14 protein-coding genes are annotated in these 14,789 nt (G+C 43.1%); 10 read left to right on the top strand and 4 right to left on the bottom strand.

What is annotated here, in order from left to right:
- Window positions 1–14 precede the first annotated feature (14 nt).
- The 6 genes from B5D59_RS13245 (at window position 15) to B5D59_RS13220 (ending at window position 6,657) form a co-directional block, all read left to right on the top strand.
- Complete coding sequence (locus B5D59_RS13245) at window positions 15–974, top strand: siderophore ABC transporter substrate-binding protein (protein WP_078818285.1); 960 nt, start codon at window positions 15–17, stop codon at window positions 972–974.
- Between the two features lie 285 nt (window positions 975–1,259).
- On the top strand, window positions 1,260–2,402 hold the full coding sequence (locus tag B5D59_RS13240) for an MFS transporter (protein ID WP_176132593.1): 1,143 nt from the start codon (window positions 1,260–1,262) through the stop codon (window positions 2,400–2,402).
- Between the two features lie 109 nt (window positions 2,403–2,511).
- Window positions 2,512–3,174: a uracil-DNA glycosylase gene (locus tag B5D59_RS13235; RefSeq protein WP_078818283.1), complete on the top strand. Its 663-nt coding sequence runs from the start codon at window positions 2,512–2,514 to the stop codon at window positions 3,172–3,174.
- Between the two features lie 19 nt (window positions 3,175–3,193).
- Window positions 3,194–4,930: an ABC transporter ATP-binding protein gene (locus B5D59_RS13230; protein ID WP_078818282.1), complete on the top strand. Its 1,737-nt coding sequence runs from the start codon at window positions 3,194–3,196 to the stop codon at window positions 4,928–4,930.
- A 23-nt stretch (window positions 4,931–4,953) separates the two neighbouring features.
- Window positions 4,954–5,550, top strand: coding sequence for a DNA-3-methyladenine glycosylase (locus B5D59_RS13225; protein WP_078818281.1), 597 nt, complete (start codon window positions 4,954–4,956; stop codon window positions 5,548–5,550).
- 57 nt (window positions 5,551–5,607) lie between these two features.
- A complete protein-coding gene (locus B5D59_RS13220) occupies window positions 5,608–6,657 on the top strand; it encodes a YkvI family membrane protein (protein ID WP_078818280.1) in 1,050 nt (349 codons plus the stop codon).
- 77 nt (window positions 6,658–6,734) lie between these two features.
- Here B5D59_RS13220 and hmpA read toward each other — a convergent pair whose 3' ends face one another.
- A complete protein-coding gene (gene hmpA / locus B5D59_RS13215; RefSeq protein ID WP_340760629.1) occupies window positions 6,735–7,958 on the bottom strand; it encodes an NO-inducible flavohemoprotein in 1,224 nt (407 codons plus the stop codon).
- 243 nt (window positions 7,959–8,201) lie between these two features.
- On the opposite strand from hmpA, the gene B5D59_RS13210 reads away from it, so the two are divergent.
- Complete coding sequence (locus tag B5D59_RS13210; protein WP_078818278.1) at window positions 8,202–8,648, top strand: RrF2 family transcriptional regulator; 447 nt, start codon at window positions 8,202–8,204, stop codon at window positions 8,646–8,648.
- A 52-nt stretch (window positions 8,649–8,700) separates the two neighbouring features.
- The gene (locus B5D59_RS13205) at window positions 8,701–9,627 is read left to right on the top strand and encodes a manganese-dependent inorganic pyrophosphatase (protein ID WP_078818277.1); all 927 of its coding nucleotides are present in this window, start codon (window positions 8,701–8,703) and stop codon (window positions 9,625–9,627) included.
- Between the two features lie 53 nt (window positions 9,628–9,680).
- Here the strand turns inward: B5D59_RS13205 and B5D59_RS13200 are convergent, their stop codons facing one another.
- Window positions 9,681–11,060: an FAD-dependent oxidoreductase gene (locus B5D59_RS13200; protein ID WP_078818368.1), complete on the bottom strand. Its 1,380-nt coding sequence runs from the start codon at window positions 11,058–11,060 to the stop codon at window positions 9,681–9,683.
- Between the two features lie 98 nt (window positions 11,061–11,158).
- Between B5D59_RS13200 and B5D59_RS13195 the strand changes: the two genes are divergently transcribed.
- The gene (locus tag B5D59_RS13195; RefSeq protein ID WP_078818276.1) at window positions 11,159–11,866 is read left to right on the top strand and encodes a DsbA family oxidoreductase; all 708 of its coding nucleotides are present in this window, start codon (window positions 11,159–11,161) and stop codon (window positions 11,864–11,866) included.
- A 369-nt stretch (window positions 11,867–12,235) separates the two neighbouring features.
- Here B5D59_RS13195 and B5D59_RS18270 read toward each other — a convergent pair whose 3' ends face one another.
- Window positions 12,236–12,745: a YceI family protein gene (locus B5D59_RS18270; protein WP_176132591.1), complete on the bottom strand. Its 510-nt coding sequence runs from the start codon at window positions 12,743–12,745 to the stop codon at window positions 12,236–12,238.
- A 164-nt stretch (window positions 12,746–12,909) separates the two neighbouring features.
- On the opposite strand from B5D59_RS18270, the gene murB reads away from it, so the two are divergent.
- Complete coding sequence (gene murB, locus B5D59_RS13185; protein WP_009498906.1) at window positions 12,910–13,830, top strand: UDP-N-acetylmuramate dehydrogenase; 921 nt, start codon at window positions 12,910–12,912, stop codon at window positions 13,828–13,830.
- 66 nt (window positions 13,831–13,896) lie between these two features.
- Here the strand turns inward: murB and B5D59_RS13180 are convergent, their stop codons facing one another.
- Complete coding sequence (locus tag B5D59_RS13180; RefSeq protein ID WP_078818275.1) at window positions 13,897–14,571, bottom strand: universal stress protein; 675 nt, start codon at window positions 14,569–14,571, stop codon at window positions 13,897–13,899.
- Window positions 14,572–14,789: the final 218 nt, after the last annotated feature.

Here is a 14,789-nt window from a genome sequence, read left to right as displayed (position 1 = left end):
AGGAACTTAAACCAATGAAAAAACTTACATTATCCCTGTTTGCATTAGTTTTAATGCTTGCACTAGCTGCTTGTGGCAGCACGAAAGAAGAAGATAAGCCGGCTGACAACGCAGCTCCTGAAGATAAGCCAGCTGAAGAGAGCAAAGAAGTAACAATCAAACACGAACTTGGTGAAACAACTCTTGAAAAGAACCCTGAAAAAGTAGTAGTTTTTGACTTCGGAACATTGGATACACTAGACGAACTGGGAGTGGAAGTAGCAGGCTTACCACAAACAAACGTACCTGGATATCTTTCTAAATATGAAGATGAGAAGTATGAAAACTTAGGAAGCTTAAAAGAGCCGGATTTCGAAGCAATTCATGCATTAAAGCCGGATGTCATCTTCATTTCTGGACGTCAATCGGACTTGTATGATCAGTTTACAGAAATCGCACCGACAATATTCACGGGTGTAGATACATCACGTTATATGGATTCATTTAAAGAAAACATGGAAACTATTGCAACGATCTTCGATAAAGAAGATGAAATGAAAACTGAGTTGAACGATGTGGACGCAAGTATTGAAGGAATCAAAGCAAAAACAGCAGAATTAGATAGCAACGCATTGATCATCCTTGGAACAGAAGGTAAAGTAAGTGCTTATGGTCCTAGCTCACGTTTTGGAATCATCCACGATGTGTTCGGTTTTAAACCAGCAGATGAAGGTATCGAAGTATCTACACATGGACAAAATATCACGTTTGAATATATCTTGGAAACAAACCCTGATATCCTATTCATCATCGACCGTGATGCAGCTATCGGCGATGGAAGTGCAAAAGATTCCATTGAAAACGACCTAGTGAAGAAAACAAACGCATTCAAAAACGATAAAATGATTTACCTAAACGGTGAATATTGGTACTTATCTGGCGGCGGGCTACAATCATTTAAAGAAATGATCAAAGAAGTCGAATCTGCACTATAAAGAGAAATGCCACCCCGAAGGACTTAGTCCTTCGGGGTTTTTCTATGGAGTGGTGTAATGGATTTTGCGTGCGATGAACATAAAAGGCTGAATTGCGCTCATAAATTACCCACCTTAGCTCATACTTCTTTCTTAAGTAAAACTACGCTAGTCAAATTACCTCATAAAGTGCTATAATTACATATGTAAAGACACCTAAAGATTGTACAATAGAAAGGTAGAGCACTAGTGAAAACGAAGGAAATCTCACGTAATAAATTGCTTGGCATCGCGGGTACCGGGTGGATGTTTGATGCAATGGATGTCGGCATCCTGTCATTTATCATTGCAGCGCTCGCTGTTGATTGGCAGCTGACGTCTTCAGAGATGGGTTGGATCGGAAGTATCAATTCAATCGGTATGGCTGTTGGAGCGTTTGGTTTTGGATTGCTTGCGGATCGTATTGGGAGAAAACAGGTGTTCATGATCACGCTCATCTTATTTTCAGTCGCTAGCGGATTATCCGCCTTAACCACCTCTTTATGGGCGTTTCTGATTCTGCGTTTTTTAGTGGGAGCAGGATTAGGCGGTGAGCTTCCTGTTGCGTCTACGTTAGTATCGGAAAGTGTTTCAGCGAAAGAGCGCGGGCGTGTTGTCGTATTGCTTGAAAGTTTCTGGGCGGCAGGTTGGCTGATTGCAGCGCTGATCGCGTACTTTGTCATCCCGAGTTATGGTTGGCGGATTGCATTGATCATAACAGCATTACCGGCATTTTATGCAATTTATTTACGACGGAATTTGCCGGATTCAAAGAGGTTTATAAAAGAAGGAAGAACAGAACAGTCTACTGGACAAAAACTGAAGCTATTGTTGGCTCCGACATATAGAAAGCGCACCGTTATGCTTTGGATCGTTTGGTTTGCTGTTGTCTTTTCCTATTACGGAATGTTCCTATGGCTACCGAGCGTCATGGTATTAAAAGGTTTTAGTTTAATCAAAAGCTTTGGATATGTTTTGCTTATGACACTGGCCCAGCTTCCTGGCTACTTCAGCGCTGCCTGGCTGATCGAACGAGCTGGACGAAAGTTTGTCTTGGCCACATATTTATTCGGCACGGCACTTAGCGCGCTGGCTTTTGGTAATGCGGATACGCTAACGACATTAATGATTGCAGGCGCATTTTTATCGTTCTTTAATTTAGGCGCGTGGGGAGCATTGTATGCTTATTCACCTGAGCAATATCCAACCGCAATACGGGCAACGGGATCAGGCGTTGCAGCAGCTGTTGGCCGAGTTGGCGGTATTTTCGGTCCGTTGCTTGTCGGTTCATTGCTGACGGCAGGCTATGGGTTCGGTATCATATTCGGTATCTTCTGTGCCGCCATCCTGGTGGGGGTATTATCTGTTGTATTACTCGGAACAGAAACAAAACAAACGGAGTTAGCATAGTATAGGTTAAGTCGTTTCCATTTAACATAAATGGGGGCGGCTTTTTCAATGGTAAATATTTTTGATTCTGCCTAAGAACCTCTATAATTGTGACAAGGGAGTTGATAGGATGTTTCGTATTCCGGATGATATAGCACAGACTGCACTTGAACGCAGTGAAGGTTTTCAGGTGGAAGGGTTTGTACGAGGTGAAGGTCCTGAATCACCGACCCTCTTGCTGGTCGGAGAAGCGCCTGGAGAACATGAGGCCGTACATGGCGTGCCATTCATCGGCAGAGCAGGTGACGAACTGATGAAATCTCTTGCCTCGGTAGGACTTTCGCGAGAAGATGTTTATATGACAAGTTCATTCCGCAGTAGACCTTATAAATGGGGAACAAAGAAAGAACGTGACGGTAGCTTGACGAAACGTAAATACAATCGTCCGCCAACACAAAAGGAACAACTTGCCCATGCACCGGTATTGGATTATGAAGTGGCGAATCTTAAGCCGAAGCTCATCGTTACGCTTGGTAATATTGGTTTACAACGATTGCTCGGAAAGCATGCCAAAATAACAACACTTCACGGTCAGCTATTGACACAGCCTGTTCAGTATCTAAAATCATTGAATGATACGCACTATAGCTGGACAGACCATTCGTATACCATTCTACCGACATTTCACCCGGCATCCATCTTTTATCGTCCGTCCCTGCGAACTGATTTAGAAGAGGATTGGTTGCGCATTGGGGAATATATCCAAGGGCTAAATTACAACGCATTGGAATAAGATAGAAAAGAGGCGAGTGATGAACAATCAAGCAAAAGCAACCGGATCATTGAAAAATTTCATAAGTTTAATCAAGACATTACATTGGCCTGTTGCAGTTACAGCCTTTGCCTTGCTTTTATCACTTATCGAGACAGTAGCAGGGTTGGTCGTTCCCTTGATCACCAAAGATTTGGTGGACTCTTTCACGAGCGAACTGATGAACTGGAAAACAGGCGTATTCTTGCTGGGTTTATTCGTTGTCCAAGCAATTGCTGGTGGCTTTTCCTACTATATGCTTGCTTATATTGGAGAAACGGTAGTGGCAGATCTACGCAATCAATTATGGCAGAAGGTTCTGCGTTTACCGATCCCATATTTCGATCAGAATGAAACCGGGGAGACGATGAGTCGGATTACACAAGATACAACTGTGCTCAAATCGTTAGTGTCTGAACATCTAGTATCTTTCATTTCCGGCATGATTTCCATTATCGGAGCCATTGTCATTTTGTTGGTGCTGGATTGGAAAATGACCATCATTATGCTGATTAGTGTGCCAGTCAGTATGGTCATATTAATCCCATTAGGACGGTTGATGCATAAAGTAGCGAAGGCGACACAAGCTGAAATGGCGAAGTTTTCGGGGCACTTAGGTCGTGTGCTCGGTGATATCCGGTTAGTAAAGGCGTATCGGGCAGAGCCGACAGAAGGAGGGAAAGGGAAGACGGCAATTCAATCGTTATTCCGGTATGGGTTAAAGGAAGCGAAGATTCAAGCCGTCATCTCACCCATCATGATGCTGACGATGATGGGGATCTTAGTAGTGATCCTTGGTTACGGCGGAGCACAAGTTGCAAGAGGTGCTTTGTCTGCAGGAACGTTAGTAGCCATTATTTTCTTACTGTTTCAAATCATCATGCCGTTTGCCCAAATGGCACAGTTCTTTACCTCGTTTCAAAAAGCAGTCGGAGCGACAGAGCGCATCCAGGGAATTCTACAAATGAAGTCTGAGCCGGCAATGGGCAAATTTTCACCGCAATCAGAAGGGGCACTAACGTTTTCAGATGTGCACTTTTCTTATGATCCGGATAAACACATAGTGAATGGTATTTCATTTACAGCGGGTAGAGGGACGGTCACTGCATTCGTAGGCCCAAGCGGTGGCGGGAAAACAACAATCTTTTCATTAGTCGAACGCTTCTATCTACCGAATTCAGGAGAAATCTTACTTGGCGCGGTGCCTATAAAGGACATACCACTAGCAGAGTGGCGTGGACGAATTGGTTATGTTTCACAAGAAAGTCCATTATTGAGCGGCACTATTCTAGATAATATTGCTTATGGTTTAGAGCGGCGACCCTCTATTGATAAGATTATCGAAGCAGCAAAGGCGGCCAATGCCTACACGTTTATCGAAGAGATGCCGGATCAATTCGAGACATTGGTCGGGGAACGCGGTATGAAACTGTCAGGAGGCCAGCGCCAACGGATTGCCATAGCCCGTGCATTATTGCATAACCCGGAAATCTTGTTATTGGATGAAGCTACTTCCAACTTAGACAGCGGGTCCGAAACTCATGTGCAGGAGGCATTACAGCATTTGATGAATGGCCGAACTACATTGATTATTGCGCACCGTTTGGCGACGGTTTTGCATGCCGATCAACTGTTGTTTTTAGAGAGCGGCAAGATTACGGGGCGAGGACGGCATGAAGAATTATTGGAATCACATGACCTCTATCGTGAGTTCGCAGCGGGTCAAGGTTTGGCCTGATATGTGGAAAGGAGAAGATTACAATGTATGAACCGATCGATCCGTCTTTTTTTGAAGCTCCTGTCTTAGAACTTGCACGCAACTTAGTCGGAAAGCATATTGTTCATGAGCGTTCGGACGGCTTACTGGTTGTTAGAATCGTAGAGACTGAAGCGTACCACGGACCCGAAGATCGTGCGGCTCATAGCTTCGGTAATCGTCGAACAAAGCGCACAGAAATTATGTTTGGAGAAGCGGGATCGGTGTATACATACCAGATGCACACCCACGTGCTGATGAATGTCGTGGGTGCAAAGGTAGGAATTCCGCATGCCGTTTTGCTGAGAGCAGGCGAGCCTGTAGAAGGTTTGGTTCATATGCAAGAAAACCGTGGGAATCACATTAAGAAAATGACCGATCTGACAAATGGTCCGGGTAAGCTCTCAAAAGCACTTGGGGTCACGATGGACTACTACGGTCATCATTGGGCACAGAAACCGCTTTATATTTCAGAAGGATTTCCGCAAAATGAAGTGGAAGCAGGTCCGCGCGTAGGTATTGGAAACTCAGGTGAGGCTGTCCATTATCCTTGGCGGTTTTATGAAAAAGACAACCCTTTTGTTTCGAAATACAGGAAATGAAGTGGGGGTAAAGATCATCTCGCGGCCTTGTCGTGACAGAGAAGAATAGGGGAAATTATGAGAGACATATTAAAGATGGGAAGTGCCTTCATCGGCATAATTGTCGGGGCTGGTTTTGCTTCCGGGAATGAAATTATGACGTATTTTACGAGTTTTGGATTCTGGGGGATCCTGGGTGCTATCGTCTGTACTGTATTATTTGCTTATTTGGGGATGGTATTGACGCGTCTTGGCAGTCGGATGCAGACGAATTCTCACAAGGATGTCATTTATAAAATTAGCGGGCGTTACTTAGGCGTCGTGGTGGATGGCATTATTATCTTTACACTGTTCGGCGTTGGAGTGGTTATGCTGGCTGGCGCCGGAGCTAATTTACATCAGCAATTTGGGTTGCCTTCTTATGTCGGCAGTTTGCTGATGATTGTGCTCGTATTTTTAACAATCTTATTGAATGTCGACAAAGTGGTTGCGGTGATTGGCAGTATTACACCATTTCTGATCATCACAGTTGTTGGCGTATCGATCTATAGTGTATGGACGATGGATACAACATTTGCGGTTCTGGATCCTGTAGCTAAAGCGGTGCCGACGACATTACCAAATTGGTTTGTTTCGGCAATCAACTATGTGTCGTTCAATATTGCAGTGGGCGCATCTATGTCCATTGTGATGGGAGGCGCGGAAAAAAATGAGAAGACAGCTGCTTGGGGCGGTTTTGTTGGGGGCCTTGGTCTCGGTATCTTGATTTTATTGAGTCACTTGGCAATATTCTCGAAGGTAGATGACGTGGCGGGAACAGAATTGCCAATGCTTGCGATTATCAATTCTATTTCACCTATATTCGCGATATTTATGGCGCTTGTGCTGTACGGCATGATCTTCAATACGGCAGTCAGTATGTTCTATGCATTTGGTGCGAGATTCATTGAATCTGGTACGAAGACGTTTAAAGTTTTCGTAGCTGTTTCATTAGTAATCGGCTATGGGCTGAGCTTCTTCGGTTTTACGAACTTGGTCAGCAATTTTTACCCGCTTGTCGGCTATTTAGGACTTTTTTTAGTGGCTGCACTGATTTTTGCTTCAATCCGTATGCCTAAGAAATTATAAAGCGAAACACAGTTAGAAATGAACTAAAAGCCAAAGAAAGACCCCGCGAATCAAATTCGCGGGGTTTGTTAGTATAGTCAAACAGTTGCTAAATCAAGTTGTACAGCAGGTCCGAAGAATTCGAAGTGTACTTTTTCTTCTGGTACGCCGATTGCATAAAGCTGTTGGATAACGAATTCCATGAAACCAGTAGGTCCACAGACATAGACATCGCTGCCTTCGATGACATTTTCCTGCAAGAATTCGCGTGTGAACATGCCGTCTCCCTCTTCTGAATAAAGGGCTTTGTAGCTGGAGTTCGGTAATTTTGCGTTCAACTGCTCTAATTTAGTAGCAAATGCTTGTTGGCTGCGTGTACGGGCGGAGTGCAAGAATGCGACTTCACGTTCAGGAGACACGTCTGCAATTGTTTGATACATTGCTTTCATTGGTGTGATTCCTACACCGCCGCTGATCAATGTTACAGGTGTTGTCTTTGTCGGCTCTAGATAGAAGTCTCCTGCAGGTACGCTTACCTCGATTATATCGCCAACGGCTGCTTCGTTATGCAAGTAGCAAGAAACAACGCCATTCGGTTGCAGTGAATCTTCACGTTTGACGGAAATGCGGAATGTCTCATCATTGGATTTTTGCGACAAGCTATATTGACGATTAACGACATTTTTCACACCTGGGATTGAAGTGCGAATTGTAATATATTGTCCTGGCAAGTAGTACGGTAACTTTTTGCCGTCAACTGGTTTTAAATAAAAGGAAGTGATAACATCACTTTCTTCTACTTTATCGACAATCTCGAAATCCTTGAATTCTCTCCAGCCGCCATCGGCAGATTCGTTGTCATCATACATTTTTGCTTCCAATCCGATGAATGCATCTGCAATCACTCCGTAAGCTGCTGCCCATGCGTCGATGATTTCAGGAGTTGCTGCATCACCTAGTACTTCTTTGATTGCACCTAATAAATACTCCCCTACAATTGGATAATGCTCAGGCAAGATCCCTAAAGATACATGCTTGTGTGCGATTTGCACGACTGCTGGAAGAATTGCTCCTAGGTCGTCAATGTGTTGAGCTGCTGCGTACACTGTATTAGCGAGTGCCGTTTGCTGACGTCCCTGTGATTGGTTTGCATGATTGAAAATGTCGAGTAACTCTGGGTGTGCTTCAAACATATTTCTGTAGAAAACTGTTGTAATCGTTTTACCGTGTTGCTCCAGTACTGGTACTGTTGATTTAATAATATCGATTGTTTTTTGATCTAACATGGTAATGCACAACCTTTCCGTATTTGATAAACCCATCATAAAACACTTTTTGCTTAAAAGCTATATATAAAATACATGTTTAAATAGAATACAAAAAATGGACACAGTTCATTCAATAAACCGCCATACACTAAAAAAGCTATCTTTTAATGATAGCCGGTTCTGACAAGTTTAAACCCTAAATGGATCAACGTTGTTATTCATCTGACTCGCGGCGGTAAATAAGGAATTTTTGAATGAAAATGCTATAATGGAAAAAGAACAGAAAGTGGTGATATTATGCGTTTAACTATGTACACTGATTATTCGCTGCGTGTTCTGATTTTTCTAGCGTCCAAGCAACATGATGAACTTTCCACTGTGCAGGAAATATCGGATGCTTATCAAATCTCTAAAAATCACCTCACAAAAATTGTCCATGAATTAGGAAAGCTGCAGCTGATTGAAACGATTCGTGGTCGCGGAGGAGGAATTCGCCTTTGTACAGACCCTAATGATATCAATGTCGGAGAACTTGTCCGTAAAACCGAGGATGATTTTCATTTGGTTGAATGCTTTGATCCAAATAAAAATATGTGTGTTCTATCATCGGCCTGTCATCTGAAAGGTGTATTGTATGAAGCATTACAAGCCTATTTTGCTGTGCTGGACCGTTATACAATAGCAGACTTCGTTCATAATAAAGATGAAATTCATGCTTTATTATTTCCCACTACTCAAACTTAAATAGTGTGGTAAAATAAAATTAGTAAACAGAGTGAATTAGGAGGATTTAACAATGTCAAAAGTGTTAGTCATCGGGCATAAAAACCCAGATACAGATTCAATAGCATCTGCTATTTCATATGCGTACTTGAAGCAGCAATTGGGAGTAGATGCAGAAGCAGTGCGTTTAGGAAATATTTCAAAAGAAACTGCGTATGCTCTTGAAACATTTGGTTTTGAAGCCCCTCGTTTAATCGAAAAGGCATCGCCTGAAGTATCGCAAGTTATCTTGGTCGATCACAATGAAAAGCAGCAGAGTGTAGACGATTTGGACGAAGTACAAGTGTTGGAAGTCATTGACCATCACCGAATCGCAAACTTCCAGACAAATGATCCGCTATATTATCGGGCTGAGCCGGTTGGTTGTACGGCAACAATTTTGAACAAATTATTTAAGGAACATGGAGTCAAGATACCGAAAGAAATCGCAGGACTCATGCTATCGGCAATTGTTTCTGATTCATTGTTATTCAAATCACCAACTTTTACAGAGCAAGATCAGGCAGCGGCTAATGAATTGGCTGCCATTGCCGAGATCAATGCTGCTGAGTATGGTCTAGCCATGCTAAAAGCCGGTGCAGATTTGAGTGCAACGCCTATTCAAGAATTAGTTAGCTTGGATGCAAAAGAATTTTCATTCGGCGATATCAAAATGGAGATTGCTCAAGTGAATGCAGTCGACCTTCAAGATATTCTTGGGCGTCAAGCAGAGTTGGAAAAATTGCTTCTTCAAGTGATTGAGCAAAAGAACTTGGATTTATTCTTGTTTGTCGTAACGGATATCATTAACAGTGATTCTGTCATCATTGCATTAGGTAAAGAAGCAGAACGTGCAGGCTCCGCGTTTAATGTATCGTTCGATAATAACTCCGCATTGCTAAAAGGCATCGTGTCACGCAAAAAACAGATTGTACCAGTATTAACTGAAGCGTTATCCTAATGAAAAGACTGTCTAGAAATCGGAAATTCATCCGGTTTCCATGACAGTCTTTTTTAACTTAAATCAAGAGGCTGAGTGGCAGGACCTTCGAGTACTGAACCATCTGCACGGAAACGAGAGCCGTGACAAGGACAATCCCATGTTTGGTCGCCTTTATTCCAGCGAGTACGGCAACCCATATGTGTGCAAATAGGCGAGTCCGTGCGTGCGATATGACCACCTGCAAATTCCTTCACTGTGCGCCCTGTCAATAAAAGAGCCCTGTTGAATAATGCGCCAAAATCCGTGCGTCGAGGAGAGTATAGTTCGCTGGCAGGATTGTGTCGCCCGACAATTGCGTCCGAGATGATTTGAGCGCTGGCCATGGAGTTGGAGAGCCCCCATTTTCGATAGCCAGTACTAATAAAGACATCAGGCGATGCATCTGAAATAGCTCCTGCGTAGGGCACTAGATCTGGCGTAGACGGATCTTGCGCAGACCATTTGTAGATGATGTCCGAATGTTGCAAGTTCGTTTTTAGGTCCTCTGTAATGCGGTCATAATGGATCTGCGTTTCTTTTTCTGCCCCCGCATGATGAGATTCTGCGGCCAGTAATAAATACGATTGACCGTCAATGGTTGTTGTGCGTATTGAGCGTTTCGGATTATCAACGGCGATATATTGATGGGCGAAAGGGGTGGTTGTTTTTGCCGCTGCTATATAAGAACGATCGACGTCTAATTTGAGAATTTGCATACCTTCAAGTGCCTCAATCGGATAATGCGAACAGATGATCAGCTGACGGTAACGAATTTCTGTGGAAGAAGAAAGCTTAACGAAATGGCGGTCTGTATCGAGTGCCGCAACTTGTGCATGTTCAAATAATCGAGCACCAGCCTTGGTTGCAAGCTGTGCTAACTTTTGTCCAAAACGAACTGGATGTATTTGAGCTTCGTTCTCGATGATTAATGTGTTTGTAGTCTGAAAAGGTAAATCGGTTGCCTTGCCAGCTAATGTGAACGGAATTCCTATTTCCTCATAGGCTTTTTTCTCTCTCATTAATTGTTCTGTACCTTTTGCAGTTTGTGAGTAAAGTGCGGAATGTGCAGTTTGCAGCTCATTTGCATCTGCAATGGAACGAGCGAATTGCAAAGCACTTTCGTTCGCATTGAAATAAAGCTTTGCGCTTTCCAAGTCAAATTGCTCAATCAAATCGGCATATACCAAGTCATGTTGCGCAGTTAGTTTACCAGTTGAGTTCCCGGTCGCTCCGTGTAAAATGCTGTTTTTCTCCAATAAAATGACATCTTTACCTTGTGACGCTAAGAAATAGGCATTTGCAATCCCACTTAAACCTCCGCCGATGATCAAAACCTCGCATGATAGATTATCCTCTACCACAGGATATTCTTCGTTTGGATATGCGGTTGCCAGCCATAGTGACTCATTCATTTTTACACCAGTCCTTTTATATTCAAATAGTTCAAGCATTTATATTGTACCCAAATTTTATTGAATCTAAAATTGATAGTAGAAAGGTGGCGGAATAAATGAAAATTGAAGTATGGTCCGATTATGTTTGTCCGTTTTGCTATATCGGAAAGAGACGTTTGGAGCAGGCACTGAAGCAAGCAGGGCTAGAGGAGAAAGCAGAGGTGCAGTACAAGGCCTATCAGCTGGATCCGAATACACCTGTAGCATCTGACCAATCGCAACTTGAAGGGTTGGCAAACAAGTATAACATCAGCAGGACTGAAGCAGAAAATATGATGAAAAATGTTGAAGAGCAAGCAAAAACGGTGGGGCTTCATTATCAAGTGGAAAAAATGAAGACTTCCAATACGCAGGATGCACATCGTCTAGCGAAATTTGCTGGACAGCATGGGGCGGAAGAGCAAGTGACCGAGCGTTTGTTGCATGGTCACTTTGTGGAAGGTGAACGTATCGACACAGAGGAAGTACTCGTATCGATCGCACAAGAAGCGGGTCTCGATGCAGAGCTGACGAAAGCAATGCTCCACAGTAATGATTTTGCAGATGAAGTGCAAGCTGACATCGAAGAAGCACGTCAGATTGGCGTACAGGGTGTACCGTTCTTTGTCATCAATCGGAAGTATGCAATTTCTGGTGCTCAGCCGATCGAAGCATTTGTGGAGGCGCTCGAAAAGATTGCAGAAGAGGAAGGAATCAAATCAACTCTGCAGATGCTAGGAAAAGATAGCGGGGGGCAGTGTGATGATGACTCGTGTGATGTGTAAATAAGGATAGAAAAGCAGCAGTCGGAATGCTCGTATGGCATTTCGGCTGTTGCTTCTTTAAATGTACGAGATTATTGAGTTACCTTACCAGATGAGATGATTTGGAGATATTTCACATTGTTATTATCGAGATTTCCATTTTAAGTGAAGCAAAAGTTATACGAATACAGCTGGTCAAGTTTTCGTCGAGTAAGTGCGGCAGGGGGGTATCCGTGAGGATTTGCGCTCTAGACGGTACGCTTTCCCGGAGTCGACCGTCTTCCGCTTCAATCCCTAAATTGCGTAGACTGGGCAATTTGATCTTCGTTTAAATTCAGTAAAAAGTAAATGCTTCTGACTGAGCACTGGTATTCATCTGTTCAGGCATTTTCATTTTTTCTTTACGGCAATGGTCAGCTGAATATCAATTGTATCGCCGACCATGACACCGCCTGCTTCGATAGCCCTATTCCATATCAGGCCAAATTCTTTCCTCTTAATCTTGCCTTCAGCTAGATAGCGGGCATCAAATGTTTCAGGCGCTAAAGGTGTAACACAAAACAATAGCTTTTTCGTAGTCTGTTTAATGATCAAATCTCCAGTCATTCTATACATATTATCCTTCTCTAGATAAATAGATCGAGAGAGAAACGACATATATGGAAAGGATTGTGCGTCAAAAAAGTCTTGTGAGCATAAATGCACATCGCGCTCCTTATTGTCTGTCTGAATAGAACGAACAGCCACTTGAAACTGGACAGAACTCTTCGCCAAATCCAGTGCATTTCCTTCGATTTCCCCTGAAAACTCTTCAAACTTGCCCTTCACGCTCGATACCATCATATGGGGAACGGAAAATTCGACAGTGGATGCTGTGGAATCAACTTTCCATTTATTCACTTTCTCTCCTCCTTGTGGGTCTTTAGTTATGTAAACTGTAAAGGAAAAGCCTATAAAAGTCAAAATGAAAAACCTTGTCAAAAAGACCGATTGGAAGCATACTAATAGAGTGATAAGAATGTTTCCTTGTTTGGAGACAGGTAAAGTGAAAGGACTGGATGTGAATGTCAAAACATCGCTGGTTTGAAGACCTTCAAATGAAAATAAAGAACGGTTGGGTATTGCTTGATGAACCGCTAAACAAATACACGAAAACGCGTCTAGGTGGAAAAGCAGATGTTGTCGTAGCACCTGGAACTATAGAAGAAGTGCAAGCAGTTGTAACCTACGCATATGAACAAAACATTCCGATTTTATTATTGGGTAACGGATCGAATATGGTTGTACGGGATGGCGGTGTTCGTGGGATTGTCCTGTACATGGCCAATCTTAATGAAATTCAGATTAAGGAAAGTACGCTAATCGCGGAAGCGGGGGCACATATCATCGATGCATCCAAGGCAGCGGCAAAAGCTTGCTTGACTGGTTTGGAGTTTGCTTGTGGGATTCCAGGATCGATCGGCGGAGCAATGGCAATGAATGCCGGGGCATACGGCGGTGAGATCAAGGATATTATTACACAAGCTACATTGATGGATGATACGGGGAAGATCTTCATTCTATCCAAAGAAGAGCTGGAACTTGGTTATCGAAAAAGCATTATTACAACGAAGGGCTACTATGTACTATCTGCTGAATTCCAATTGACGCCTGGCGTACAATGTGATATCGATGCGGCTGTGGCAGACCTTACGTTTCAGCGCGAATCTAAGCAGCCTCTTGAATATCCTTCGGCGGGTAGTGTTTTCAAGCGACCGCCAGGCTATTTTGCAGGAAAATTGATTCAAGATAGTGGGCTGCAAGGCAAAGGATTTGGCGGAGCAGAAGTTTCTACGAAACATGCCGGGTTTATCGTTAATAAAAAAGACGCAACTGCAACAGATTATATCCAGACGATTGAAATGGTGAGAGCAGAAGTCAAAAAGAAATTTGGCATCGATCTGGAGATGGAAGTGAAAATAGTAGGAGAAGAGCTCTCTGAATGATAAGAAGCAGCATCCCGAAAGTCGGGATGCTGCTTTTTTTCAAAATGATATGCACAGATGTCAGTATTAATCATAGACTTTGCATTGAATCTTGCTCGTTTCCAGCACTTGGTCCTCTTCAATTTGAACTTGGCAAATTTTATTGTTTTGCATGAATTTAAAAATGCCGTTATTAAAATCTGTTCCAATTTCTTTGAAGAAGATACCTTCGTATTGTGCACGTTTGGAGAGTGTGAAATTAATGCGATAACCATCACCGTCTTGAACAAGGTAGGCACGCACGCCTTTTTCAAAAGACCCTTCCTCCTCATGTTTGATCGCCCGATCTACAGAGACTACATGGAAGTCAACGAATGGGATCTCTCTTAGCAGTACGTTCATGAAGGAGCCTTTCGTAATTTCTTCCCAACGGCTTTGCGCTGTTTGCCCGATGATGATTTGTGTGATGCCGTATTGGTGTGCGACTTCTTTAATGACCTTGGCTGCGGGTCGCGTTTCATCGTCTCGGATAATGAACGCTTCCACGTCTAGCTCTTCAGCAAGTTCTTGCCAGCGTTCGATGTACTCCGATTTCTCCGCATCAAAGTCATCCAGTGGTGCAGGATCGACGGTTAAGATGTACAGCGGACAATCCATGATTGCTGCGATTTTATATCCTCTTTTAATGAGACGTTCACCATTTGGACCGTAGTACACACAAACGAGAATACTCTCGTCCATACGGCTTTTCATTTTGCCCATAATGACTCTTCACCTCTTCATATTCGATAAAATAATTAGTTTACCACTGTATACATCCTATCTATTTGGTTGCATACTTCAGCAATCATACAACATTTCAACTGCGCTTTCTATGCGAATTCCTGTAAAGTAGTGTATACTTTCGAGTAGACAATATACTCTTTGCTTAGAGTCCCATTATGCATAACGTATGGGGTTCAGTCAAGAGGAGTTGGGTG

Source organism: Sporosarcina newyorkensis (genome assembly GCF_900167515.1).
In the GTDB taxonomy this organism is placed as follows: domain Bacteria; phylum Bacillota; class Bacilli; order Bacillales_A; family Planococcaceae; genus Sporosarcina; species Sporosarcina newyorkensis.
The sequence above is the reverse complement of the archived record's forward strand: the minus strand, read 5'-3'. Positions and strand labels throughout refer to the sequence as shown.